We start from the raw sequence: 25,446 nt of genomic DNA, 5'->3' as shown, positions 1-25,446 counted from the left end.
GGCTGTTGGAAATCGGTAGTGCCCGCCTTCGCGAGCAGGCTCGCTCCCACAAGGGATTTGTGAGTGATCTCGATTGTGTGTCGAATAAAGATTCTGTGGGAGCGAGCCTGCTCGCGAAGAGGCCGGCCCATGCATCCTCAATTCACTGAATCAATGCCGCTCCAGCGCATTCACCAGATCATGAAACGCTTCACGATTGGAATCGTTCAGGCCCATGAGAATCTTGTGCGCTTCCAGCACCTTGATTCGCACCACTTCTTCGGATTGGTCCTGATCCGGCAGGTCGTCCAGGCACTCCGGGCACGGCACCGGGTGGTTGACGATGTTGAACACCTGCTCGAAGCCCATCGACTGTAAAAGCCGAGTGATGTCTTCGTGGGTGGTGACAACCGTCGGCAACAGGCCGACCTTCTGCCGCGACAGGATCGACAGTTTGGCCAGCAGGCCCAAGGTGGTGCTGTCGATGCTGCGGGTTTCGGTCAAATCGATCACGATCGCGTTGAAATTCAGCGCGGTGAAGATTTTCTCAATAGTCGCATCCAACGCCGAACACAGGGTCAGGCGAACTTCACCGACGAACTTCAGGACGAAGGTGCCGTCCTGCTCGGCGAACTGGATTCTACCGGTACTCATTGAAGATTCCTGCTCAACACCAACAGGGCGATATCATCCGGCATCTCCCCCAGCGTGGCCAAACCAAACACTTGCCGCAGACCATCCAGGCTGCCGCCCGCTGACTTCACCCGTTCGGGCAAAGCAGCCTCTTTTTCTTTGAGCGTTGCTTCCGGCAAAAGGTCCAGAATGCCATCAGACATCAGCGTCAGGCTGAACGTCGGCGGCAGCTCAAGCACGTGGTCTTCGTAGGTGGCTTCATTGAAAAGCCCCACCGGCAGGCCACGGCCTTCGAGATAACGAACACTGTCAGGCGTGTACAACACAGGCAAAGGCAGATGGCCGCCGATGCTATAGGTCAACAAACCGGTCTCCTCGTCGATGACTCCACCGACCATTGTGACGTGTTTACCCAGCTTACAACTGATCAGCCCCCGGTTGATATGACCGAGCACTTCCGAAGGCTTGAACTCCGGCAAGGTACCGCTGCGTTTCGACTCGAAGAGCAAACGCGTGGTCATGAACTTCAACAGCACGGTGACGAAGGCCGATGACGCGCCATGCCCGGAAACATCCGCCAGATAAAACGCGACCCGGCGTTCGTCAACGCGGAAATAGTCGACAAAATCACCCGACAGGTACAGCGACGGGATGATCTGGTGGGCAAAATTGAATTCGTCGATGCTCCACGGGCTTTCCGGCAGCATGTTCATCTGCACCTGGCGACCGGCGTTCTGGTCTTCCTGGAGCAGGTTCAGGCTGGCTTCAAGCTCGCGGTTGGCCTTTTCCAGCTTCTCGCTGTAGCGCTGGTTTTCCAGCAGCAGCCGCGCACGATCCAGGGCCCGGCGCACGGAATGCTCGAGCACAGCCAGATCTTCGAGAGGCTTGATCAGGTAATCCGCAGCGCCCAGGCGCAGGGCCTCGACCGCGTCGTTCATCACCCCGGCACCCGAGACCACGATCACCGGCGTCTCCGGTGAGCGCTCGGTGACCTGACGGATCAGTTCGAGACCGCCCATCTGCGGCATGCGCAGATCGCAGATGACCAGATCGGGCTCGTCTTGCTCGAATACCTGAAGACCCTGTTGACCGTTGCCGGCCTGCAGGACGCTGAAACCACTGTCTTCCAGATAGGCCGCGAGGCTCGCGCGCACTACCTCGTCATCATCGATTATCAGCAGCGTGGCACTGGTTTTTGGCATGTGGGCAAACGGCGCCAGAATTAGGTTGGCGTAGTGAGCGGGGCAACGGCCCTGCGCAGACTACTGGATTCGCTTTCTAGCCTCTCTGTTACAGCGCTTTCAAGCATTCGCCTGGCTCGCGGTTTTAAACAGAGGTGCCCTTCTAAGGCGCAGACGGTACTCCCATCCGCAGAGCGTTTCAAGCATGCGCCGATTGTCGCTTGACGACTTTGTTTGTCAAATCACCGGGAGTTATAAGAACCGCTCCCACGGTAACCCGATGGAAGGTAGCGGCAGTCGCAGGCGACGCTCTGGCGCGGACAAAAAAGGCGACCCGAGGGTCGCCTTTCTGTCGCCGGTCGAAATCAGAAATCGTCTTCGACCTGACCGTCCTTCACCTTGAACTCGCGGTTCTGCAGGTAAGCGTTGCGGATGAAGGTGTATTTGTCGCCGCTGATCAGCTTCTCGCTCGACAGCAGGCTGGCGCGGGTGTCGACGATGTTCAGGCCGAAGATCGAGTTACGCGTCGGCACGTGGTCGATGTAGCGGTACGGGCCGGTGAAGCTATCGACGTATTTCGAAGGTGCGTCACGCAGGGTGCTCGGCCCCATCAGCGGCAACATCACGTACGGGCCGCTGCCCACGCCCCAGTAACCGAGGGTCTGACCGAAGTCTTCGTCGCTGCGGTTCAAGCCCATCTTGGTGCCGACGTCGAAGAAGCCGAGCAGACCGAAGGTGGTGTTGAAAATCAGTCGGGCGGTATCAACGCCCGCTGCAGCCGGTTTGGCCTGGAGGATGTTGTTCGCCAGGTTGGTCACATCACCGACGTTGCGGAACATATTGTGAATGCCGTCTTCAACGAACTGCGGGGTGATGAACTCATAACCCTGCGCCAGTGGCTTCAGCGCGTAGGTGTCAACGAAGTCGTTGAACTGGAAAATCGGCCGGTTGACGCTTTCCCAAGGGTCTTCTTCGGTGGCCGCCTGGGTGGCGAACGGCGCCAGCAACAGGCTGGCACATACACTTAGCTGAGTGAGCGAAGGGCTCCAGCGCATAGAAAAACTCCTTGGATTCGATACTGGCGCGGTCCTCTCGGCCCGGGCATTAAGGCCGCTAGTATAAGCGTAAACGGCGATTTGGGCAGTGCGCCGCTGCAAGGATATGCAGGAAGTTTCCTACGCAGGCTTTCACCCGCCTGTCATGCAACTGTCACCCGCGCGCCCTAGTCTTGAGCGTTATTTCAGGGACGTTGCCATGACTCACGCCGAAACCTTGCCCGTCGCCGCGCCCGGCCTGACTGCCGTGCTGTTCGGCCTGAGCGGTTGCCTGGTGGATTTCGGTGCCCGCGCCGCGCAACAGCTCAACGCCCAGCCGGAACATGCCAAAACTACACCCGGCGCACTCGATAGCCTGAAAAGTTTGCAGCGCCAGGGAATTCCCTGCGCGTGGCTCGACGAATTGCCCGCTGCCCTCGCTCAGCCACTGGCCGCCTCGCTGCCAGACTGGATCAAACCGACGCAACATTCAGCAACAATGAATCCATGGCCAGCGCCCAACGCGTGCTGGCAGGCGTTGATGAGTTTGAACATCGACCGCCTCGACGGCTGCGTGCTGGTCAGTGGTGAGCCGCGCCTGTTACAGGCCGGCCTGAATGCCGGACTCTGGACGATTGGCCTGGCGTCCTGCGGCTCGCTATGCGGCCTGAGCCCGAGCGAGTGGCAGGCTTTGTCACAAAAGGAACGCGAAAAGTTGCGCGGCAAGGCAACCGTGCAGTTGTTCGGCCTGGGTGTGCATTCGGTGATCGATCATCTCGGCGAACTGGACGCCTGCCTCGCCGACATCAGCTTGCGCCGCGCCAAAGGCGAAAAGCCCTGACCGGCGTCATGCAGGTTTACCGAGAGTGGATTAATCTAAAGGTCAGCCACAGACCTTTGGCGCGTGGCTGCGGTCAATGCCAGTGCCTATTGATAAAAGGAAACCACCATGCCCGCCCAAGAACTGCAAAAACAGCTCGATACCCTGCGCGAGCAGCTGGAACACAATCCACCGCTGTCGGAAGCCGAGCGTGAGGATCTGCATGCGCTGATGGCGCAGATCGAATCGGAAATCCAGCTGGAAACTGCCACCCAGGACGCGAGCATCGCCGACGGCGTGAACCTGGCGGTCGAGCGCTTCGAAGTCGAACACCCGGCGATCGCCGGCACCCTGCGCAATATCATGAATACGCTGGGCAGCATGGGCATCTGACGCCCCGCCGCACAAAAAAGCCCTGCCAGCGATGGCAGGGCTTTTTCATTTGCAAAATGTGCATGCTAGCCCTTGTGGGAGCGAGCCTGATCGCGAAGGCGTCGTGTCAGTGGACATCATCGTCGAATGAACCACCGCATTCGCGAGCAGGCCCACTCCCACAAGGGATATCGCACATTCCGTTTCTTTATTGACGTACGAGCCGGTGATTCGGCAGCTGCACCTGTTCAGTGCTGCGATACGGGTTGATATCCAGCCCACCCCGGCGCACATAGCGCGCAAACACCGTGAGTTTCTCCGGCTTCAACAACCGCTGCAGATCAAGAAAAATCCGCTCCACGCATTGCTCATGGAAGTCCGAATGCTGGCGGAAGCTGACGATGTACTCCAGCAGGCTGGCGTGATCCAGCGCCGCGCCGCGATATTCCACCACGACGCTGCCCCAGTCCGGCTGGCTGGTCACCGGGCAGTTGGATTTCAGCAGATGGCTGTGCACGCTCTCCTCGACCACGCGCGAATTGTCGCAACGCAGCAGCTCCGGACGCGGGTGCTCATAATTGCTCACGCTGATATCCAGATCATCGATGCACACGCCCGGCAACGCCACCACGCCTTCAGCTTCCACGTCTTTCAGACTGCGCACCCGCACGCCCACCGGTTTGCCGGCAGCGGCGGACAGATCCTTGACCAGCGTCGCTTCCAAAGTGGCGACGTCGGCGAACGGTGTCTGGTTCAGCGAGTTGAGGTAGAGCTTGAACGACTTCGATTCGATGATATTCGGCGAGTCCGCCGGAATGCTGAATTCAGCGATCGCCACCACCGGTTTGCCCGAGGGCAGCAGCCACGACAGCTCGAAGCAGTTCCAGAAATCCACGCCTTTATACGGCAGGGTTTCGGCGGTCAGGCCCAGCTCGGCCCATTTCGCGGTGCGCGGAATCGGGAACAGCAGGGACGGCGTGTAAGTGGCGATGTATTCGCTGGATTTGCCCAGCGGCGAATGTTCGGCTGCGGGATGCATGGCGGAAACCTGACTGAAGAATCAGCGGATTCTACCAGCCTTTGCCCGCGCCTTTGAGTGCTTACTGACTGACTGTCAGTTTGCCGACCATGCCCGCCTGATAATGCCCGGGAATATTGCAGGCAAACTCGAGCGCCGTGGCCTTGCTGAAGGTCCAGGTCAACTCCGCGGTTTTGCCCGGCTCGACCAGCACGCTGTTGGGATCGTCGTGCCTCATCCCATGGTCCATCGCTGCGTGATCCATGCCCGCCATGTCGTGGGACATTTCTTTCATGCCTGTCGGCGTGAGCATGCCGCTTTGCTGCATCTGCAACATTTCCTGTTGGTGACTGGCATGCATCGCCGCATCACCGAGGTTGAATTCGTGCAGCAACTGGCCTTTATTCACCAGCACAAAGCGAACCGTCTCACCGGCCTTGACCTGTATGGCTTTCCGGTCGAAGTTCATGTCGCCCATGACGATTTCGATAGTCCGCGTGGCCTGGCTCGCCGCTGCAGGCTGGCCGAAGGCGAAGGTATGCGCCGGCGTCGCCGAAACTGGCGAACTCAATGCCAGCAGACAAGCCGCCACCGTTAAGGATGTGCGAAAAAACATGGTCACGCTCCAACAAGATAAGGTTCAGCCTGTGGGAAACTCTAACTACCCTGCGCTGGCATCGACCTGACAGGCACATTACAAGTTTGTCAGCTTGGCGCTTATCGCCTGATCTCACGGTATAACGCCCTCGCCCTTTTTCATCCCGAACCCGCCCGAGTCGCCCATGAAACTGTTGATCGTCGAAGACCAAGCGAAAACCGGCCAATACCTGCGTCAGGGCCTCACCGAGGCCGGTTTCAATACCGAGCTGGTGGCTGACGGCATCAGCGGCCAGCAATTGGCCTTGAGCGGTGACTTCGCGCTGTTGATCCTCGATGTAATGCTGCCCGGGCGCAGTGGCTGGCAGATTCTCCAAGCGGTGCGTAGCGCCGGCCTCGACACGCCGGTACTTTTTCTCACCGCCAAAGACGCCGTGGAGGACAGGGTTCACGGCCTCGAACTGGGCGCCGACGATTATCTGGTCAAGCCGTTCGCCTTTTCCGAGCTGCTCGCGCGGGTGCGCAGCCTGTTGCGGCGCGGCAGCGCGATCGCCCAGGAAACCAGTCTGCAACTGGCCGATCTGCGCCTGGATCTGATCCGCCGCCGGGTCGAACGCAGCGGCCAGCGCATCGACCTGACCGCCAAGGAATTCGCCCTGCTGGAAATGCTCCTGCGCCGTCAGGGTGAAGTCCTGCCCAAATCGCTGATCGCCTCGCAGGTCTGGGACATGAATTTCGACAGCGACACCAACGTCATCGAAGTGGCGATCCGCCGTTTACGCCTGAAGATCGACGATGACTTCCCCAACAAGTTGATCCACACCGTGCGCGGCATGGGTTACGTGCTCGAAGAGCGTTCGCTGTGATGCGTCGTTGGTCCTTGAGCACGCGCCTGGCACTGTTGTTTGCCGCTTGCACTGCGGTAGTCTCGCTGTTCGCCGGGGTGCTGTTCGACCGCGCCAGCGAGGCGCACTTCATCGAACTCGATCAGCAACAACTGGAGACGAAACTGATCGGCCTGCGCCGCGCCTTGCAGGATCTCCAACCTGCGCAGCGCGAGGCGCGGCTGGCCGATGAACTCAACCGGCAGGCGGATCTGTCGTTGCGCATCACCAGTGGCGACGGGCAGCACTGGTACGACAGCTCGGTGCAGATTCCGAAGAATCTGCCGCTGCAAACAGGCCTGTCGACCATCAGCCATGACGGCACCGACTACCGCGTGCTGCGCGCCCCGCTCTACCCGGACGCAGCGGATTCGCCACAACTGACGCTGCTGCTGGACATCACCCATCACCAGCATTTTCTTACGCGCATGCAGCATCTGATCTGGCTGACCGTCGGCCTGTCAGCGCTAGCTACCGCCCTGCTCGGGGCCTGGGCGGCGCGCAGCGGTCTGCGCCCGTTGCGGCGGATGAGCGCAGTGGCCCGTGGGATTTCCGCGCAATCGCTGAATGCCCGACTGCCTGAAGAGAAGATGCCACCAGAGCTTGCGGAAATGACCCACAGCTTCAACGCCATGCTCGCACGCCTCGACGACTCGTTTCAGCGCCTCTCGGCATTCTCCGCCGACATCGCTCATGAACTGCGCACACCGTTGTCGAATCTGCTGACCCACACCCAGGTCACCCTCACCCGCCCACGCGCACTGGAGGACTACCGCGAAGCGCTGCACAGCAACCTCGAAGAACTGCAATGGATGGCGCAACTGGTCAACGACATGCTCTACCTTGCCAAGGCTGACCACGGCTTGCTGATGCCCAAGCGCGAACCGCTGGAGCTGGCGGATGAAGCTGACATGTTGCTGGAGTTTTTTGCGCCATTGGCGGAAGACGCTGGCGTGAGTTTTAGCCGTGAAGGTGAGGCGCAAATCGAAGGTGATCGCGGCATGTTGCGCCGGGCCTTGTCGAACCTGCTGGATAACGCACTGCGGTTTACCCCGGCCGAGGGTTATGTGCGCTTGAGCATCGTCGACGAGGGGGAAACCGTGCGCGTCCGCGTCGAGAACAGTGGCGAGGGTATTTCCGCGCAATTACTGCCACGTCTGTTCGACCGCTTCTATCGAGCGGATCCGGCGCGGCAGGAAGGCAGCAGTGAGCATGCGGGGTTGGGGCTGGCGATTACCCAGTCGATCGTGCGGGCACATGGCGGGACGATTCATTGCGAATCGGAGGTGGGGTTTACGCGGTTTGTGATCCAGTTACCGAAGCAGAACTGAGGCCAGCAGGTCCGGCCCCTTCGCGAGCAGGCTCGCTCCCACAGGGAAATGCATTCCAACCGTGGGAGCGAGCCTGCTCGCGAAGGCGGTCTAAAGGTTACGAGTATCTCAATGCATGCGCCGGTTCGATCTTCGCCGCCCGCCACGCCGGATACACCGTCGCCAGAAAACTCAGAATGAATCCCGCCGAGCAGATCAACAGCACATCGCCGCCCTGCAGTTCCGAAGGCAGGTTGCTGACGAAATACACGTCCGAACTGAAGATATGCTGGCCGGTCACGCGCTCGACCCAGCCGACCAGTTCGCTGACATTGAGCGCCGCAATCACGCCCAGCACGCCGCCAATGATGGTGCCGACAATACCGATCACCGTGCCCTGGACCATGAAGATCGCCATGATCTGCCGGGGCGTGGCGCCGATCGTGCGCAGGATGGCGATGTCGGCGCCCTTGTCGTTCACCACCATGATCAGCGTCGCGATGATGTTGAACGCCGCCACCGCGACGATCATCAGCAACAGCAGGCCGATCATGGTTTTTTCCATCTTCATCGCGCTGAACAGGCTGCCCTGGGTGTGGGTCCAGTCGTCAGCCTTGAACTCGGCGCCAAGGCCACTGGCGATGTCCGCAGACACTTTCGGTGCCGCGTACAGATCCTTGACCGCCAGCCGCACGCTCTGCACCTGATTCGGTTGCCAGTGCTGCATGGTCGCGGCATCGGCGACATGAATCAGGCCCATCGAGCCGTCCAGCTCGGCGCCGACCTTGAACACGCCCACCACATTCAGGCGCTGCATGCGCGGGGTGATACCGCCCGGCGCGGTGCTGACTTCCGGGACGATCAGGGTGATCTTGTCGCCGACATTAAGGCGGAAACGCCGCGCGGTGATCTCACCGATCACCACACCGAATTCGCCCGGTTTCAAGGCATCAAGACGCCCCTGCACGATGTGCTGGGCAACGATCGACACCTTGCCTTCCTGGGCCGGATCAACGCCGCTGATCTGGATCGGCTGCATCGAACCCTTGTAGGACAGCATGCCTTCCATCTCGGTGAACGGCACGGCGGCAGTCACTTCAGGATTTTTCATCGCGGCGGCGGCCACCGGCTGCCAGTCATCGATCGGCTTGACGCCAACGATGGTGGCATGGGGCACCATGCCGAGGATGCGCGAGCTCATCTCGCGCTGAAAGCCGTTCATCACCGACAGCACCACGATCATCGCCAGCACGCCGAGGGCGAGGCCGATCATCGAGGTCATCGAAATGAACGAAACAAAGCGATTGCGGCGCTTGGCGCGGGTATAGCGCGTGCCGATAAAGATCGATAACGGTCTGAACATTCGCTGGGGCACCGTATAGAAATAAAAGACCCGGCGCCGTTACGGGCGCCGGGTTTCAGCCAGTCAGATGGGAGTGAGGCAACCTTCCTGCAACTGCAGGACGCGGTCCATCTGGCGAGCCAGGTTCATGTCGTGCGTCACCACCAGGAACGCCGTGCGCATCGAAGTGCTCAGCTCCAGCATCAGGTCCTGGATGCCTTCGGCGGTGTGCAGGTCAAGGTTGCCGGTCGGCTCATCGAGCATCACCAGCCCCGGGTTGTTGACCAGGGCACGAGCGATGGCCACGCGCTGACGTTCGCCGCCGGACAATTCCGCCGGCTTGTGTTCCAGACGATGGCCGAGACCGACGCGCTCCAGCAATGCCGTGGCACGCTGGCGCGCCTCCGGGATGGCGGTCTTGCCGATCAGCAGCGGCATGCAGACGTTTTCCAGCGCGGTGAATTCAGGCAGCAGGTGGTGAAACTGATAAACGAAGCCAAGCGCGCGATTGCGCAGCAGGCCACGCTTTTTCTCGCTCAACGCAGACAGTTCTTCACCGTCGAGCCAGACGCTGCCCTTGCTTGGCGTATCGAGACCGCCGAGCAGGTTGAGCAAGGTACTCTTGCCGGAACCGGATTTGCCCACGATCGCTACACGTTCGCCCGGGTGCAGCTCCAGTTGCAGGCCGGCCAGCACTTGTACCGACTCCGGACCCTCCTCGTAGGATTTGCCCAGGTTACGGCAGCTCAGAATTGCTTGTTCACTCATGCCCGACTCACTCATAACGTAACGCCTCCGCCGGCTGGGTGCGCGCGGCACGCCAGGCGGGATACAGGGTGGCGAGGAAACTCAGGACCAACGCAGCGGCGCAGACCATGACGACGTCCTGGCTCTGGACCTGCGAAGGAAGATAATCAATGAAATACACGTCAGCATTAAGGAACTTGTGGCCGATCAGCCCTTCAAGCGCCGAAATGGCCGCACTGACATTCAGCGCCGCAAGGATCCCGACCACCGCGCCGATGGCCGTGCCGACCACGCCGATCACCGTGCCCTGAACCATGAACGTGCGCATGATCGTGCCCGGAGTGGCGCCTAGGGTACGCAGAATGGCGATGTCGCCCTTCTTGTCGTTCACCACCATCACCAGCGTGGAAATAATATTGAACGCGGCGACGGCGACGATCAGCAGCAACAGCAGCCCGATCATGGCTTTTTCCATGCGGATCGCCTGATACAGGTTGCCGTGGGTACGGGTCCAGTCGCGGGCGTAGTAACGGTCTTCGCCGAGCTGCTGGGCGATGTTCCACGCCTCGCGCGGGGCCTGGAACAGGTCGTCGAACTTCAGTCGCAGGCCCTGCACCTGATCGGCTTTCCAGCGGTGCATTTTCGCCAGATCCTGCAGGTTGGTCACGCCGAGGTAGCCGTCGAGCTCACCGGCGCCGACATGGAAAATCCCGACCACGGTGAAGCGCTTCATGCGCGGAAACATCCCGGCCGGGGTCACACTGACCTCGGGAGCAACGAACGTAACCTTGTCGCCAATGCCGACGCCGAGCTTGGTCACCGCCTTGTCGCCGATGACGATGCCGAAGCTGCCCGGTGTCAGGTCGTCGAGTTTGCCCTGCTTCATGAAGTTGTCGATGATCGACACATTGCGCTCGAGCGCAGGATCAATGGCATTGAGCAACACCTTGGAAACCTGACCGTTGTTGGTCAGCAGGCCCTGCATCTGGGTGAACGGCGCCACCGCCGTCACCTGCCGGTTCTGCTTGACCTTGTCGGCAAGGCTCTGCCAGTCATTGATCGGCTCGCCGGTCTCGAGAGTAGCGTGGGGCACCATGCCCAGCACGCGGGTGCGCATCTCATGGTCGAAGCCGTTCATCACCGACAGCACGACGATCATCACGACCACGCCAAGGGCGAGCCCGATCATCGAAGTGAGGGAAATGAATGACACAAAATGATTGCGACGCTTTGCACGGGTATAACGCGTGCCGATAAATACGAAGAGAGGTCTGAACATGTCGGGGCTTGTTCGGAGGGAAAAGGAACGTCCTTGTGGCGGGGGTCGAAAACCAGCTTTACACTCAGACCACCGCCGCTACCATGGGTTCGCCATGTCGACATTAGATGAAGAAGATCGCCGCGAATACTACCGTATCGAGGACACGATCGCACTGGAAATTCGGCCCCTGTCCGCTCCCGAAGCCGCAGGCCAGGAAGTGTTGCAGGATGCTTCCCCACTCTTCAACCTGCTCAGCGAACTGCACCTGAGCGAATTCGAGTCGCAGCACCTGTTGCGGCAGATCAGCGAGCGCGACCGCGCCATCGCCGCTTTCCTCAAATCGCAGAACAAACGCATCGACCTGCTCAGCCAGGTCATTGCCCTGACCGTGCTCGGCCACATCGGCGAGCCGCAGCCGGTGATCATCTCCGAGGGCGGGATCGACTTTCAGTACCCGACCCCGATTGCCACCGGCGCACACCTGTCGGTGAAACTGGTGCTGATGCCGCAGGCACTCGGCCTGCTGCTGCGTGCCCGGGTCACCCATTGCGACCCGAAGGGCGATGGCTTTGACGTCGGCACCGAGTTCGAGCGCCCGACCGATGCCCAGCGCCAATTGCTCGCGCGCTACATCTTGCAAAAGCAGGCTCAGGAACGCCGTCTGGCCCGCGAACAGAACGAATCTGGCATTTAACTTAAGGAAGCACCGTGACCCTCATCTACGGCCACCGCGGCGCCAAGGGCGAAGCACCGGAAAACACCCTGAGCAGCTTTCAGGAATGCCTCAAGCACGGCGTACGCCGCTGCGAACTGGATCTGCACCTGTCCAAGGACGGCGAGCTGATGGTCATTCATGACCCGACCCTCAAGCGCACCACCGACCGTCGCGGCAAAGTCGTCGAGCACACCGCTGCCGAATTGGTCACCTACGACGCACGCAAGGGCGGCCCGGGCTGGATCAAGCCGTGCCCGATTCCGACGCTGGAAGAGCTGTTCGAGCAATGTGATTTCGAGCACTGGCAGCTGGAAGTCAAAAGCGCTTCACGCACCCGCGCGGCGACTACCGTGCTGGCGATTCGGGAAATGGCTCAGCGCCACGGCCTGCTCGACAAGGTGACGATCACTTCGAGTTCGCGGGAAGTCTTGAAGGCAGCACTGGATCTGGTGCCGGACGTATCGCGCGGCCTTGTGGCCGAATATGCCTGGCTTGACCCGCTGAAGGTTGCGGCCAGCTACGGCTGTGAAATTCTCGCCTTGAACTGGACGCTGTGTACGCCGGAACGCCTGCAGAAGGCGCAGCGTCAGGGCCTGCATGTGTCGGTGTGGACCGTCAACGAGCCTGCGCTGATGCGCAGACTCGCCGACTTCGGCGTTGACAGCCTGATTACAGACTTTCCCGGTTTGGCCACTGCCACCCTTGAGAATTGCTGAAATCGGTCTCCCCGGCCGGCTCAGGCCACCGGCCGGAGCCCGTCAAAAAAGCCGGTTGAGGCCGTCGTACGCCGCTACCCGATAGGCTTCGGCCATGGTCGGGTAGTTGAACGTGGTGTTGACGAAATACTTCAGCGTATTCAGCTCGCCCGGCTGGTTCATGATCGCCTGACCGATGTGAACGATCTCCGACGCCTGATAACCGAAGCAGTGCACGCCAAGCACTTCCAGCGTTTCGCGGTGGAAGAGGATCTTCAGCATGCCCTGCGGCTCACCGGCAATCTGCGCCCGCGCCATGCTCTTGAAAAATGCCTTGCCGACTTCGTACGGCACTTTCGCCTGGGTCAGCTCCTGCTCGTTCTTGCCGATCGAGCTGATCTCCGGAATGGTGTAGATGCCGGTCGGCACGTCATTGACGAAGCGCCAGCTACCGTTGTCGACGATGCTGCCAGCGGCCGAACGGCCCTGATCGTGGGCGGCACTGGCCAGGCTTGGCCAGCCGATCACGTCACCGGCGCCGTAGATGTTCTCTATGCAGGTGCGGTAGTTCTGGTCGACTTCGATCTGGCCACGGCTGTTGACCTTGACCCCGATGTTTTCCAGACCCAGCGTGTCGGTGTTGCCGGTACGGCCGTTGCACCAGAGCAAGGCGTCGGCCTTGATCTTCTTGCCGGATTTCAGGTGCAGGATCACGCCGTTGTCCACGCCTTCGACGCGGTCGTACTCTTCGTTGTGACGCACGGTGATGTTGTTGTTGCTGAAGTGGTAGCTCAGCGCCTGGGAAATTTCCGAGTCGAGGAAGCTCAGCAACTGGCCACGGTTGTCGACCAGTTCGACCAGCACACCCAGACCACTGAAGATCGATGCGTATTCGCAACCGATCACACCAGCGCCGTAAACGATCAGTTTGCGCGGGGTGTGGCCGAGGCTGAGGATGGTGTCGCTATCGTAGATGCGCGGGTGGTGGAAATCGATGTCCGCCGGGCGATACGGACGCGAACCGGTGGCGATGATGATGTGCTTGGCCACCAGCTTCTCGACCACACCGTTGCCGCAGACCACTTCGATGGTTTGCTCGTCGGCGAAGCTGCCGGTGCCGAAGAACACGTCGACGCGGTTACGGGCGTAGTAGCCGGTGCGCGATGCGACTTGTTTGGAAATGACTTTTTCGGCGCTTTTCAACACGTCCGGGAAGGAGAACCAGCGTGGCTCGCCGATCGCGCGGAACATCGGGTTGGTGTTGAACTGCATGATCTGCCGCACCGAGTGACGCAGTGCCTTGGACGGAATGGTGCCGAGGTGGGTGCAGTTGCCGCCGACCTGGCGACGGCTGTCGACCATCGCGACCTTGCGCCCCGCTTTGGCGGCGTTCATTGCCGCGCCTTCTCCCGCCGGGCCGGAACCCAGTACCACCACGTCGTAGTTGTAGACAGCCATGCGTACTCCTCAGAACAGGCCGCGGTGCCAGCAGCACCGGCGGCTAAATCACGCCGAACGGCGGCGCGAAGGAACAATTGGGGGCCAGTGAAGAACCCGGACACAGTCTATAGAAGCGTCAACGCCGCGCACATTAACCCTTGGTCGCGTCGTAGGCTACTTTTGCCTGCACTACAACGCCAGCTTTCGTCTTGTCTTCGGTCAGTTTTTTTCACCGACAAGCTGCGTAAATGCCTGACTGCTGCGGCTGACGAAACCTGTATCGGCACGCAGGACAAAGAATGCAGCAATGTCATGCTTTTGGGCATAGTCCTGCGCCCTTTCCGGCCCGAGAATCAGCAACAGCGTCGATAGTCCATCGGCCATCAGCGCTGAAGGATGAATCACCGTGACTGACGCCAGGTCGTGTAGGACCGGTCGCCCGCTGCGGGCATCGAAGGTGTGGGAATAACGCCGACCGTCCTGCAGAAAATAGTGGCGGTAGTCGCCGGAGGTGGACACGCCGTAGCCATCAACATCGATAATCCGCTCGGCCACTTGCTGGTCATCGCGCGGCTCTTCGAGAGCGATGCGCCACGCGGAACCATCCGGCTTCTTGCCCCGGGCTTTGAGTTCGCCCGTGGCTTCGACCAGATAATTGTCAATGCCCATGCCCAGCAATCTGGCGGAGATGGCATCCACGGCGTAACCCGCGGCAATACTGTTGAAGTCGACTTCGACGGCGGCGTCCTTGCACAACCGCTCGCCGTCGATGCGCAGATGCTGATGACCGACCCGCTGCATGACCTCGGCCACAGCGGCCGCATCAGGGACCTTTTCTTCGCGTCCTTGCGGGCCGAATCCCCAGAGGTCCAGCAGCGGTTCCACGGTCAGGTCGTAGGAGCCTTCGCTTTGCGTTGAAAGCTGTTCGCCGATGCGGACCAATTCGAGCACTGCTGCCGGCATGGCTTGGCAGCTATCGGCGGGCAAGGCGTTGAAACGTTCGATGGCGGAGTCACTTCGGTAAGTCGACAGCTGTTGATCGACTTCACCGAGGATGGCCTGCACTTCGCCGCGCACCATTGAAGGATCGGCGACCCCGGCGTGGCGCACGTACTTGACCGACCAGGTGCTGCCCATGGTCGAACCGCCAACCTGTTCCAGGGAATCGCCGGTGCCGCAGCCGACCAAAGCCGCCGCCAAGACCACAAGCCCCAACCAGCGTCCAGTTAACAATTCTTCATCTCCCCGCAAAACCACGGCGGCCATTATGAACTACAAGCGCCCGCTCGCTTCCCCATGGCTGCAACGCCTTTATACAAAATTGAACAGTGAGTACCTCCCATGTCCTCCACCACGGGCAAAGGCAAAGCGATCTTTCGCGTTGTCAGCGGCAACTTCCTCGAAATGTTCGACTTCATGGTCTACGGCTTCTACGCCACGGCCATCGCCAAAACCTTCTTCCCCACCGACAGCGCGTTCGCTTCGCTGATGCTGTCGCTGGCGACCTTCGGTGCCGGATTCCTGATGCGCCCGTTGGGGGCGATTTTCCTCGGTGCCTATATCGACCGTCACGGACGGCGCAAAGGGCTGATCATCACTTTAGCGATGATGGCCGCCGGTACAGTGCTGATTGCCTGCGTGCCCGGCTACGCGACGCTCGGTGTCGCCGCGCCGCTGCTGGTGTTGTTCGGCCGTTTGCTGCAAGGCTTCTCGGCGGGCGTGGAACTGGGTGGCGTGTCGGTGTATCTGGCGGAAATTTCTACGCCGGGGCGTAAAGGCTTTTTCGTCAGTTGGCAGTCGGCCAGCCAACAGGCAGCCGTGGTGTTCGCCGGTCTGCTCGGCGTCGGCCTCAACCACTGGCTGAGTCCGGAGCAAATGGGCGAATGGGGCTGGCGCGTGCCGTTTCTGATTGGCTGTATGATCGTGCCGGTGATTTTCTTCATCCGTCGCTCGCTGGAAGAAACTCCGGAATTCCAGGCGCGCACCCACCGCCCTACCCTCGGCGAAATCGTCCGCTCGATCGGCCAGAACTTCGGCATCGTCATTGCCGGTATGGCGCTGGTGGTGATGACCACGGTGTCGTTCTACCTGATCACTGCGTACACGCCGACGTTTGGCAAGGCCGAGCTGCATCTGTCTGATCTGGATGCGCTATTGGTGACCGTATGCATCGGCTTGTCGAACTTCTTCTGGCTACCGGTGATGGGCGCGGTATCCGACAAGATCGGCCGAAAACCCCTGCTGCTGGCGGCGACGATTCTGGCGATCCTGACGGCGTATCCGGCGCTGTCGTGGCTGGTGGCGAATCCGAGCTTCAGCCATTTGCTGATTGTCGAATTGTGGCTGTCGTTTCTCTATGGCTCGTACAACGGCGCGATGGTGGTGGCGCTGACCGAAATCATGCCGGTGGAAGTGCGCACGACCGGGTTCTCGCTGGCGTACAGCCTGGCGACGGCGACGTTCGGCGGCTTTACGCCGGCGGCGTGCACTTACCTGATTCATGTGCTGGACAACAAGGCAGCACCGGGGATCTGGCTCAGCGGCGCGGCGGTGTTGGGGTTGATTGCGACGTTGGTGCTGTTCCGTGGCAACCGGCATGAGTTGCGCACGGCGCAGGCTTCGGTAGCCAGCGGCGCCTGACAGAATGCTTTCGCGAGCAGGCTCGCTCCCACAGAAGATTGTGAACGACACTGATCCAGTGTGGGAGCGAGCCTGCTCGCGAAGAGGCCGGCAAGGACGCCGAAGATCCAACAGGCCCATAAACAAAAACGCCCCGACAAAATGCCGGGGCGTTTTCATTCAAGCCTGAGGCTTAGCGCGGGAACGCTGGCGGATTCACATCAGCCATGTCTTCCATCACGCGAACCACCTGGCAGCTGTAGCCGAACTCGTTGTCGTACCAAACGTACAGAACGACGCGGTTGTCCTGCACGATGGTCGCTTCAGCGTCGACCACACCAGCGTGACGCGAGCCAACGAAGTCGGTCGACACGACTTCCTGCGAATTGACGAAGTCGATCTGCTTGTGCAGCTCGGAGTGCAGCGCCATGTAGCGCAGGTACTCGTTCATCTCTTCACGGGTGGCGGCTTTCTCAAGGTTGAGGTTGAGAATGGCCATCGACACGTTCGGCGTCGGCACGCGGATCGCGTTACCGGTCAGCTTGCCGGCCAGCTCAGGCAGAGCCTTGGCAGCAGCGGTAGCGGCGCCGGTCTCGGTGATCACCATGTTCAGCGCGGCGCTGCGACCACGGCGATCGCCCTTGTGGAAGTTGTCGATCAGGTTCTGGTCGTTGGTGTACGAGTGAACGGTTTCGACGTGACCGTTGATGATGCCGAACTTGTCGTTGACCGCTTTGAGCACCGGCACGATGGCGTTGGTGGTGCAGGAAGCAGCCGAGACGATCTTGTCGTCAGCGGTGATTTCACCGTGGTTGATGCCGTGAACGATGTTCTTCAGCTTGCCCTTGCCAGGCGCGGTCAGAACAACGCGGTCGATACCCGGGCAGGCCAGGTGCTGACCCAGGCCATCGGCGTCACGCCATACACCGGTGTTGTCCACCAGCAGCGCGTCTTTGATGCCGTACTGGGTGTAATCCACCTCGGTCGGGTTCTTCGCGTAGATCACCTGGATCAGGTTACCGTTGGCGGTGATGGTGTTGTTTTCTTCATCGATGGTAATGGTGCCGTTGAACGAACCGTGTACCGAATCGCGACGCAGCAGGCTGGCGCGTTTGGTCAGGTCGTTCTCGGCGCCTTTGCGCACGACGATGGCCCGCAGACGCAGGCCGTCGCCACCACCGGTTTTCTCGATCAGGATGCGCGCCAGCAGACGGCCGATACGACCGAAGCCGTAAAGAACAACGTCGGTGCCTTTGCGGGCCGAGGCGTTCTGCTGGCCAACCACGTCAGCCATCTCTTCACGCACGAACTGCTCGGCGCTGCGGCCGTTGCCTTCATTGCGGAATTTGAACGCCAGCTTGCCCAGATCCACCGACGCCGCGCCGAGCTTGAGCTCGCTCATGGCCTTGAGCAGTGGGAATGTTTCGTGGACGGAGAGTTCGCTGTCGTCCGTAGAACGGTGGCGAGCAAAGCGGTGGGCTTTGAGAATCGCGATGACAGACTGGTTGATCAGGCTGCGGCCATAGATCGAGCTAACCACGTTGTTATTGCGGTAGAGCTGACCGATAAGCGGGATCATCGCTTCTGCGAGTGCTTCACGGTCGATCCATTCACCAAGACACTGGTCGGGCTTCTGAGTCACGGTAACCTTCCACATGTAGGGGCAGAAAAAAGGGGCTACATTATGCCGCCGACAAGCCCTTTCAGCAATGCGCGCTTGTCGCGCAATCGGTAACAAAATCCCGTTCAAAAAATTTACGCCCTTCTCCAGCCCAATAAAACCGGGGCTTTCAGCGCAGTCAATTTTTCGACGACTGTTAGACGATGTCTGTAACCCTCCGTAACACCACCCGGTTTCGGCACTACATAACCATGAAAAAAGTGCTCGTTTTTATGGTTACCACTACATTTCGTCCAAACCATGAAGATAGACGCAGTCTGCAACTGACAGGCGGCACCGGAGGCCGCTACAATTACCGACTTTGTCGCAACGCCTGGAGCTCAACCTTCCGTGCCTGTTCTGCGTCTACCGCTACTCCCTGCCGAAGCAGGTAAACAGCACTGGGGCAATCTGCCCGGTGCCGCCCTCAGCCTGGCGATTGCCGAGGCTGCCAGCGCTGCCAAGCGCTTTACCCTGCTGCTGACCGCCGACAGCCAAAGTGCCGAACGGCTGGAACAGGAGCTGAGTTTCTTCGCCCCGGATTTGCCCGTACTGCATTTCCCCGACTGGGAAACCCTGCCCTACGACCTGTTCTCGCCGCACCAGGACATCATCTCCCAGCGCATCGCCAGTCTGTATCGCCTGCCGGAACTGGCCCACGGCGTGCTGGTGGTACCGATCACCACCGCCCTGCATCGCTTGGCGCCGACCAAATTCCTGCTCGGCAGCAGCCTGGTGCTGGACATCGGCCAGAAGCTCGACGTCGAACAGATGCGTGCGCGGCTCGAGGCCAGCGGCTATCGCTATGTCGACACGGTGTACGAGCACGGCGAGTTCACCGTACGCGGCGCGCTGATCGACCTGTTCCCGATGGGAAGCAAACTGCCGTATCGCATCGACCTGTTCGATGACGAAATCGAAACCCTGCGCACGTTCGATCCGGAAACCCAGCGCTCGATCGACAAGGTCGAGTCGGTCAAGCTGCTGCCGGCCCGCGAGTTTCCGTTGCAGAAAGATGCAGTCACCCGCTTCAAGGCGCGCTTTCGCGAGCGCTTCGACGTCGACTTCCGCCGCTGCCCGATCTTTCAGGACCTGAGCAGTGGTATCACCCCGGCCGGTATCGAGTACTACCTGCCGCTGTTCTTCGACGAAACCTCGACGCTGTTCGACTACCTGCCCCAGGACACTCAGGTGTTCTCGCTGCCGGGCATCGAGCAGGCGGCGGAAAACTTCTGGAACGACGTGCGCAATCGTTACGAAGAACGCCGTGTCGATCCTTCGCGTCCTTTATTGCCACCGGCCGAACTGTTCCTGCCGGTGGAAGACTGCTTCGCGCGCCTGAAGAACTGGCCACGCGTCGTCGCCAGTCAGCAGGACGTCGAAAGCGGTGTCGGCCGTGAACGCTTCCCGGCCCATGCGCTGCCGGATCTGGCCATCGAAGCCAAGGCCACGCAACCGCTGGCGGCGCTGGCCGGCTTCCTCGAAGAATTCCCCGGTCGCGTGCTGTTCACCGCCGAATCGGCGGGTCGTCGCGAAGTCCTGCTGGAGCTGCTGGAACGTCTGAAGCTGCGGCCGAAAACCGTCGACAGCTGGCCGGACTTCGTCGCCAGCAAGGATCGTCTGGCGATCACCATCGCCCCGCTCGACGAAGGTCTGCTGCTCGACGACCCGGCGCTGGCGCTGGTAGCGGAAAGTCCGCTGTTCGGCCAACGAGTCATGCAACGTCGCCGCCGCGAGAAGCGCAGCGACGTCAGCAACGATGCGGTGATCAAGAACCTCACCGAACTGCGTGAAGGCGCGCCGGTGGTACATATCGACCACGGTGTCGGCCGCTATCTGGGCCTGACGATTCTGGAAATCGACAATCAGGCCGCCGAATTCCTCACCCTCGAATACGCCGAGAACGCCAAGCTTTACGTGCCGGTGGCCAACCTGCACCTGATCGCACGTTACACCGGCAGCGACGATTCGCTCGCGCCGCTGCATCGCCTCGGTTCGGAGACCTGGCAGAAAGCCAAGCGCAAGGCCGCCGAGCAGGTGCGTGACGTCGCCGCCGAATTGCTCGACATTTATGCCCGTCGCGCCGCCCGCGAAGGTTATGCCTTCGCCGACCCGAAGGCCGATTACGCCACCTTCAGCGCCGGTTTCCCGTTCGAAGAAACACCCGATCAGCAAGCCACCATCGAGGCCGTGCGCGAAGACATGCTCGCGCCGAAACCGATGGATCGTCTGGTCTGCGGCGACGTTGGCTTCGGCAAGACTGAAGTGGCCATGCGCGCGGCGTTCATTGCCGTGCACGGCGGGCGTCAGGTGGCGATTCTGGTACCGACCACCCTGCTCGCCCAGCAGCACTACAACAGTTTCCGCGACCGCTTCGCCGACTGGCCGGTGACCGTCGAAGTGATGAGCCGTTTCAAGTCGGCCAAGGAAGTCAACGCGGCGATCGCCGATCTGGCGGAAGGCAAGATCGACATCGTCATCGGCACACACAAGCTACTGTCCGATGATGTGAAGATCAAAAACCTCGGGCTAGTGATCATCGACGAAGAGCACCGCTTTGGCGTGCGCCAGAAAGAACAGCTCAAGGCCCTGCGCAGCGAAGTCGACATTCTGACCCTGACCGCGACGCCGATTCCGCGCACGCTGAACATGGCGGTATCGGGGATGCGCGACCTGTCGATCATCGCCACGCCGCCGGCGCGACGCCTGTCGGTGCGCACTTTCGTCATGGAGCAGAACAAGAGCACGGTCAAGGAAGCCCTGCTGCGTGAACTGCTGCGTGGCGGTCAGGTTTACTACCTGCACAACGATGTGAAGACCATCGAGAAATGCGCCGCCGACCTCGCCGAACTGGTGCCGGAAGCGCGCATCGGTATCGGCCACGGGCAGATGCGCGAACGTGAACTCGAACAGGTGATGAGCGACTTCTACCACAAGCGCTTCAACGTGCTGATCGCCTCGACCATCATCGAGACCGGCATCGACGTGCCGAGCGCCAACACCATCATCATCGAACGCGCTGACAAGTTCGGCCTGGCCCAGCTGCACCAGTTGCGTGGTCGTGTCGGCCGCAGTCACCACCAGGCCTACGCCTACCTACTGACGCCGCCGCGCCAGCAGATCACCTCGGATGCGGAAAAGCGTCTGGAGGCGATCGCCAATACCCAGGACCTCGGCGCCGGTTTCGTGCTGGCGACCAACGACCTGGAAATCCGTGGCGCCGGCGAACTGCTCGGCGATGGTCAGAGCGGGCAGATACAGGCCGTCGGCTTCACCCTGTACATGGAAATGCTCGAGCGCGCGGTGAAGTCGATCCGCAAGGGCGAGCAGCCGAACCTCGATCAACCGCTTGGTGGCGGGCCGGAAGTCAATCTGCGGGTGCCGGCGCTGATTCCGGAAGATTATCTGCCGGATGTGCATGCGCGGTTGATTCTGTATAAACGCATCGCCTCGGCCACCGACGAGGAAGGTCTCAAGGATCTGCAGGTGGAGATGATCGACCGCTTCGGCCTGTTGCCGGAGCCGACCAAGAACCTGGTGCGGATCACCGCGCTGAAATTGCAGGCGGAAAAGCTCGGCATCAAGAAAGTCGACGGCGGGCCGCAAGGCGGACGTATCGAGTTCGAAGCGCAGACGCCGGTTGACCCGATGACCCTGATCAAGCTGATCCAGACGCAGCCCAAGCGCTACAAGTTCGAAGGCGCGACGATGTTTAAATTCCAGGTGCCGATGGAGCGCCCGGAAGAACGTTTCAATACTGTCGAGGCGCTGTTTGAGCGTCTCATCCCGAAATCCGCTTGAAGGACGCCCGATGCGCCTGTTCCGCTCTCTGACTTTGTTGCTTGCACTTGCAGCACCGACGGCGTTTGCCGATGACACGTATCAGGTCGAAATGATCCTGGTGCGCCAGAATGCCGTCCCGGCCATCGTCAGCCGCGCCGCCCCGGAAGACTGGGCCGCAGGCGCCCAGCGTCTGGGTAGCGACAGCCAGCGCACCCCGGCGTTGAATGATGTAGTGAGCAAACTCACCGCCAGCGGCGAGTACACCGTGCTGATGCACAAAGCCTGGCAGCAGAGCCTCGGCGAAGCGCCGGCGAAAGTCGCAGTCAGCGAAGGTCAGGAGCAGTTCGGCCAGTTCCCCATCGAGGGCACGCTGGAAATGAAACTCGGCCGCTTCACCGACGTGACTGCCGATTTCTGGGTCAATCAGATCGACGCCAATGGCTTGGTCACTGCCAGTGAGCGCCTGCGTCAGGACAGCCACACCAAGAACGGCCAGCTCAATTACCTCGACAACGGTCATCTGGCCCTGCTGATCAAGATCACTTCCCTGACCGCGCCAGCGCCTCGCGAAGCGCCTGAAGTCGTGCCGGACTGATCGAAGTCCTTATGCCGCCGCCCCTGAGCAAACCGCTGGCCCCGTCGTGGGTCAGCCGATTCAAAGAACAGAGTCTGGAGCGCGGCCGCCGCTACGCTTTGGAGAATCGAGTGCGCATCGCCCAGGTCGGCGATGCGACCATCACCGCCAGTTGCGAAGGCTCCGGCGGCAGTGTTTACCGGCAAACCATCCATCTGCGTGAGTCAGCCAAAGCGACGCTGTTGCTGGTCGACGCCACCTGCACCTGCCCGGTGCGCAGCAATTGCAAACATTGCGCGGCGGTGCTGCTGAAAATCCAGGAAACCCTCGACTACCCCGCCGCCGCTAAAGATGCCGAGCTGCTGGAGAAGCTCCAGGCCGTGCTGGAAAACCGTAGCCCGAAAGCGCCGCCGCAAGTGCTGGTGGACAACGTGCAACCGGTGCCACGCCTGTGGCTGGCCAGTGTCGAGTTCAGCGCCTTCGAGCCGCGCAACGGCAAGATGCAGCGCTACATTCAGCATCGTGCAGCGCTGTCGTTCTGCTATCTGGACGAATACGTCAGCGGGCAGAAACACAGCGATATCCTGATCCGTCAGGAAGCCCAGACCCTGCGGATAAAACGCCACCCGGATGTCGAACAGTCCTACCGCGAACAGTTACGCATCCTCGGTTTCCGCATCGCGACAAGGCAGAGCAAAGCGCTGCCGGAAAGCGCCGGCGAACTCTACGAGATGGTCAACGACAGCGCCTGGCTGACCTTCACGCTGAATGACTTGCCGAAGTTGCGCAGCCAGGGCTGGGAGTTGCAGATCGATGAGGAATTCGGCTTCGACCTGACCGCCGTCGACGACTGGTACGCCACCGTCGAACAGGCGCCGGAGCGCGACTGGTTTGATCTGGAGCTGGGCATCATCGTCAACGGCGAGCGCCTGAGCCTGCTGCCGATTCTGCTGAATCTGATGCGCTCGCACACCGAGATCCTCAACCCGGAACGCCTCGCCCGTCGTCGCGATGACGAACTGATTCTGGTGAACATTCCGCAACGCAGCAGCGAGCATGGGCCGTTGCAAGTGGCGCTGCCGCTCGGTCGCTTGAAGCCGGTATTGATGACGCTGGGCGAATTCTATTTGCAGGAGCCGGGCGAAACAACGCTGCGCCTGAGCAAGGCTGACGCGACCAGGCTCAATTCGCTGGAAGGCCTGCCGCTGTTGTGGGAAGGCGGCGAGCAGATGCGCACCTTCGCCCAGCGCCTGCGCGACATCCGCGATTTCACTGCCGAAGCGCCGCAAGGTCTGAATGCAACGCTGCGTCCGTATCAGCTCGAAGGTTTGAGCTGGATGCAATCGCTGCGGCAACTGGAAGTCGGCGGGATTCTTGCGGATGACATGGGCCTGGGCAAAACCCTACAGACCCTGGCGCATATTCTCAGCGAGAAGAACGCCGGACGCCTCGATCGCCCGTGCATGGTGGTGATGCCGACCAGCCTGATTCCGAACTGGCTCGATGAGGCGGCGCACTTCACCCCGCAACTGAAAGTCCTCGCACTGTACGGCGCGACGCGAAAAAAGCACTTCGACAATCTGGCCGACTTCGACCTGATCCTCACCACTTACGCCCTGTTGCCCAAGGACCTCGAACGTCTCGCCAAACAGCCGCTGCATGTTTTGGTGCTGGACGAAGCGCAATACATCAAGAATCCCAACAGCAAAGCCGCCCAGGCCGCGCGCGCGTTGAATGCGCGCCAGCGCCTGTGCCTCAGCGGCACGCCGCTGGAAAACCACTTGGGCGAACTCTGGTCGCTATTCCACTTCCTGTTGCCGGGCTGGCTCGGCGACGTGAAAAGCTTCAATGCCGATTACCGTGTGCCGATCGAAAAGCGCGGCAGTGAAGTCAGACTGCAACACCTCAACGGTCGGATAAAACCGTTTCTGTTGCGCCGCACCAAAGAGCAGGTCGCCACTGAGCTGCCGCCGAAAACCGAAATCATCCACTGGGTCGAACTCAACGAAGCGCAACGCGACGTGTACGAAACCATGCGCCTGGCGATGGACAAGAAAGTCCGTGATGAGATCACTCGCAAAGGCGTGGCACGCAGTCAGATCATCATTCTCGAAGCATTGCTCAAGCTGCGCCAGGTCTGCTGCGATCTGCGCCTGGTCAACGACGCCACCCTGCCCGCACGCGGCAGCACCTCGGGCAAGCTCGACAGCCTGATGGAAATGCTTGAGGAATTGTTCGAGGAAGGTCGGCGGATTCTGCTGTTCTCGCAATTCACTTCGATGCTGTCATTGATCGAAGAGGAATTGAAAAAACGCAAGATCGCTTACGCCCTCCTCACTGGCCAGACCCGTGACCGGCGCACCCCGGTGAAGGAATTCCAGAGCGGCACGCGTCAGATCTTTCTGATCAGCCTGAAGGCCGGTGGCGTCGGTTTGAACCTGACCGAAGCCGATACGGTGATTCACTACGATCCGTGGTGGAACCCGGCAACCGAGAATCAGGCGACGGACCGGGCCTATCGCATTGGCCAGGAAAAACCGGTGTTCGTCTACAAGATGATTGCCCGGGGCACGGTGGAAGAGAAGATTCAGCACCTGCAGAAGGAAAAGTCTGACCTGGCCGCGGGCGTGCTCGATGGGCGCAAGGCCGGGGACTGGAAGTTGCAGAGCGATGATATCGAAGCGCTGTTTGCGCCGTTGCCGGACAAGATCGACAAGCGCTGAAAGCGGCGTTGCTGGCCAGATAGCTTTTCGCGAGCAGGCTCGCTCCCACACGATCCAGA

21 protein-coding genes are annotated in these 25,446 nt (G+C 60.6%); 10 read left to right on the top strand and 11 right to left on the bottom strand.

Features of this window, described 5'->3' with window-relative positions; genetic code table 11:
• Window positions 1–150: 150 nt before the first annotated feature.
• The 3 genes from rssC to PspCFBP13508_RS12385 all read right to left on the bottom strand — a co-directional run bounded on the left by rssC (window position 151) and on the right by PspCFBP13508_RS12385 (window position 2,848).
• A complete protein-coding gene (gene rssC / locus PspCFBP13508_RS12395) occupies window positions 151–633 on the bottom strand; it encodes an anti-sigma factor antagonist RssC (protein WP_003226553.1) in 483 nt (160 codons plus the stop codon).
• Window positions 630–1,814, bottom strand: a complete 1,185-nt coding sequence (gene rssB, locus PspCFBP13508_RS12390) for a two-component system response regulator RssB (protein WP_130912523.1) — start codon at window positions 1,812–1,814, stop codon at window positions 630–632. Before rssB ends, rssC begins: the two co-directional genes overlap by 4 nt.
• 344 nt (window positions 1,815–2,158) lie before the next feature.
• On the bottom strand, window positions 2,159–2,848 hold the full coding sequence (locus tag PspCFBP13508_RS12385; RefSeq protein WP_122508321.1) for a VacJ family lipoprotein: 690 nt from the start codon (window positions 2,846–2,848) through the stop codon (window positions 2,159–2,161).
• Between the two features lie 199 nt (window positions 2,849–3,047).
• Here PspCFBP13508_RS12385 and PspCFBP13508_RS12380 point away from each other — a divergent pair, with 199 nt between their 5' ends.
• Together PspCFBP13508_RS12380 and PspCFBP13508_RS12375 are read left to right on the top strand one after the other, a co-directional pair.
• Window positions 3,048–3,668, top strand: a complete 621-nt coding sequence (locus PspCFBP13508_RS12380; RefSeq protein ID WP_137214666.1) for an HAD family phosphatase — start codon at window positions 3,048–3,050, stop codon at window positions 3,666–3,668.
• A 108-nt stretch (window positions 3,669–3,776) separates the two neighbouring features.
• Window positions 3,777–4,040, top strand: a complete 264-nt coding sequence (locus PspCFBP13508_RS12375) for a DUF4404 family protein (RefSeq protein ID WP_016775472.1) — start codon at window positions 3,777–3,779, stop codon at window positions 4,038–4,040.
• A 187-nt stretch (window positions 4,041–4,227) separates the two neighbouring features.
• Here PspCFBP13508_RS12375 and queF read toward each other — a convergent pair whose 3' ends face one another.
• On the bottom strand, window positions 4,228–5,058 hold the full coding sequence (gene queF, locus PspCFBP13508_RS12370) for an NADPH-dependent 7-cyano-7-deazaguanine reductase QueF (protein WP_130912521.1): 831 nt from the start codon (window positions 5,056–5,058) through the stop codon (window positions 4,228–4,230).
• A 61-nt stretch (window positions 5,059–5,119) separates the two neighbouring features.
• On the bottom strand, window positions 5,120–5,653 hold the full coding sequence (locus tag PspCFBP13508_RS12365) for a cupredoxin family protein (protein WP_137214664.1): 534 nt from the start codon (window positions 5,651–5,653) through the stop codon (window positions 5,120–5,122).
• A gap of 166 nt (window positions 5,654–5,819) precedes the next feature.
• On the opposite strand from PspCFBP13508_RS12365, the gene PspCFBP13508_RS12360 reads away from it, so the two are divergent.
• Together PspCFBP13508_RS12360 and PspCFBP13508_RS12355 are read left to right on the top strand one after the other, a co-directional pair.
• Window positions 5,820–6,500 carry a heavy metal response regulator transcription factor gene (locus PspCFBP13508_RS12360; protein WP_137214662.1) on the top strand — a complete coding sequence of 227 codons (681 nt, stop codon included), beginning with the start codon at window positions 5,820–5,822 and terminating at the stop codon, window positions 6,498–6,500.
• Entirely contained in the window at window positions 6,500–7,849 is a 1,350-nt protein-coding gene (locus tag PspCFBP13508_RS12355) for a heavy metal sensor histidine kinase (RefSeq protein WP_137214660.1), read from the top strand. Before PspCFBP13508_RS12360 ends, PspCFBP13508_RS12355 begins: the two co-directional genes overlap by 1 nt.
• Before the next feature lie 97 nt (window positions 7,850–7,946).
• Here the strand turns inward: PspCFBP13508_RS12355 and PspCFBP13508_RS12350 are convergent, their stop codons facing one another.
• The 3 genes from PspCFBP13508_RS12350 to PspCFBP13508_RS12340 all read right to left on the bottom strand — a co-directional run bounded on the left by PspCFBP13508_RS12350 (window position 7,947) and on the right by PspCFBP13508_RS12340 (window position 11,196).
• The gene (locus PspCFBP13508_RS12350) at window positions 7,947–9,191 is read right to left on the bottom strand and encodes a lipoprotein-releasing ABC transporter permease subunit (RefSeq protein WP_125918340.1); all 1,245 of its coding nucleotides are present in this window, start codon (window positions 9,189–9,191) and stop codon (window positions 7,947–7,949) included.
• A 63-nt stretch (window positions 9,192–9,254) separates the two neighbouring features.
• Complete coding sequence (gene lolD / locus PspCFBP13508_RS12345; protein ID WP_016775477.1) at window positions 9,255–9,938, bottom strand: lipoprotein-releasing ABC transporter ATP-binding protein LolD; 684 nt, start codon at window positions 9,936–9,938, stop codon at window positions 9,255–9,257.
• 7 nt (window positions 9,939–9,945) lie between these two features.
• Window positions 9,946–11,196, bottom strand: coding sequence for a lipoprotein-releasing ABC transporter permease subunit (locus PspCFBP13508_RS12340; protein ID WP_137214658.1), 1,251 nt, complete (start codon window positions 11,194–11,196; stop codon window positions 9,946–9,948).
• Between the two features lie 94 nt (window positions 11,197–11,290).
• Between PspCFBP13508_RS12340 and PspCFBP13508_RS12335 the strand changes: the two genes are divergently transcribed.
• Window positions 11,291–11,872 carry a PilZ domain-containing protein gene (locus tag PspCFBP13508_RS12335; protein ID WP_130909887.1) on the top strand — a complete coding sequence of 194 codons (582 nt, stop codon included), beginning with the start codon at window positions 11,291–11,293 and terminating at the stop codon, window positions 11,870–11,872.
• Window positions 11,873–11,886: 14 nt separating this feature from the next.
• Window positions 11,887–12,609 carry a glycerophosphodiester phosphodiesterase family protein gene (locus tag PspCFBP13508_RS12330; protein WP_008087738.1) on the top strand — a complete coding sequence of 241 codons (723 nt, stop codon included), beginning with the start codon at window positions 11,887–11,889 and terminating at the stop codon, window positions 12,607–12,609.
• A gap of 42 nt (window positions 12,610–12,651) precedes the next feature.
• On the opposite strand, the gene sthA is transcribed toward PspCFBP13508_RS12330, so the two are convergent.
• Together sthA and PspCFBP13508_RS12320 are read right to left on the bottom strand one after the other, a co-directional pair.
• A complete protein-coding gene (gene sthA / locus PspCFBP13508_RS12325; RefSeq protein WP_039760770.1) occupies window positions 12,652–14,046 on the bottom strand; it encodes a Si-specific NAD(P)(+) transhydrogenase in 1,395 nt (464 codons plus the stop codon).
• Window positions 14,047–14,247: 201 nt separating this feature from the next.
• Window positions 14,248–15,294, bottom strand: coding sequence for an FAD:protein FMN transferase (locus tag PspCFBP13508_RS12320; RefSeq protein ID WP_178084488.1), 1,047 nt, complete (start codon window positions 15,292–15,294; stop codon window positions 14,248–14,250).
• Window positions 15,295–15,369: 75 nt separating this feature from the next.
• On the opposite strand from PspCFBP13508_RS12320, the gene PspCFBP13508_RS12315 reads away from it, so the two are divergent.
• Entirely contained in the window at window positions 15,370–16,668 is a 1,299-nt protein-coding gene (locus tag PspCFBP13508_RS12315) for an MFS transporter (RefSeq protein WP_041477332.1), read from the top strand.
• A 172-nt stretch (window positions 16,669–16,840) separates the two neighbouring features.
• On the opposite strand, the gene PspCFBP13508_RS12310 is transcribed toward PspCFBP13508_RS12315, so the two are convergent.
• Window positions 16,841–18,304, bottom strand: a complete 1,464-nt coding sequence (locus tag PspCFBP13508_RS12310; RefSeq protein ID WP_130909890.1) for a glyceraldehyde-3-phosphate dehydrogenase — start codon at window positions 18,302–18,304, stop codon at window positions 16,841–16,843.
• A gap of 354 nt (window positions 18,305–18,658) precedes the next feature.
• Between PspCFBP13508_RS12310 and mfd the strand changes: the two genes are divergently transcribed.
• From mfd to PspCFBP13508_RS12295, 3 genes are read left to right on the top strand one after another with little or no spacing between them, the layout of a single operon-like run.
• A complete protein-coding gene (mfd, locus tag PspCFBP13508_RS12305) occupies window positions 18,659–22,108 on the top strand; it encodes a transcription-repair coupling factor (protein ID WP_024013632.1) in 3,450 nt (1,149 codons plus the stop codon).
• 10 nt (window positions 22,109–22,118) lie between these two features.
• Window positions 22,119–22,685: a CsiV family protein gene (locus tag PspCFBP13508_RS12300; protein ID WP_071173055.1), complete on the top strand. Its 567-nt coding sequence runs from the start codon at window positions 22,119–22,121 to the stop codon at window positions 22,683–22,685.
• Between the two features lie 11 nt (window positions 22,686–22,696).
• Window positions 22,697–25,387, top strand: a complete 2,691-nt coding sequence (locus PspCFBP13508_RS12295; RefSeq protein ID WP_137214654.1) for a DEAD/DEAH box helicase — start codon at window positions 22,697–22,699, stop codon at window positions 25,385–25,387.
• Window positions 25,388–25,446 lie beyond the last annotated feature (59 nt).

It is taken from the genome of Pseudomonas sp. CFBP13508 (assembly GCF_005233515.1).
Lineage (GTDB): Bacteria > Pseudomonadota > Gammaproteobacteria > Pseudomonadales > Pseudomonadaceae > Aquipseudomonas > Aquipseudomonas mercuritolerans.
Note: the sequence above shows the minus strand (reverse complement) of the source record. Positions and strands in the feature narration are given on the sequence as shown.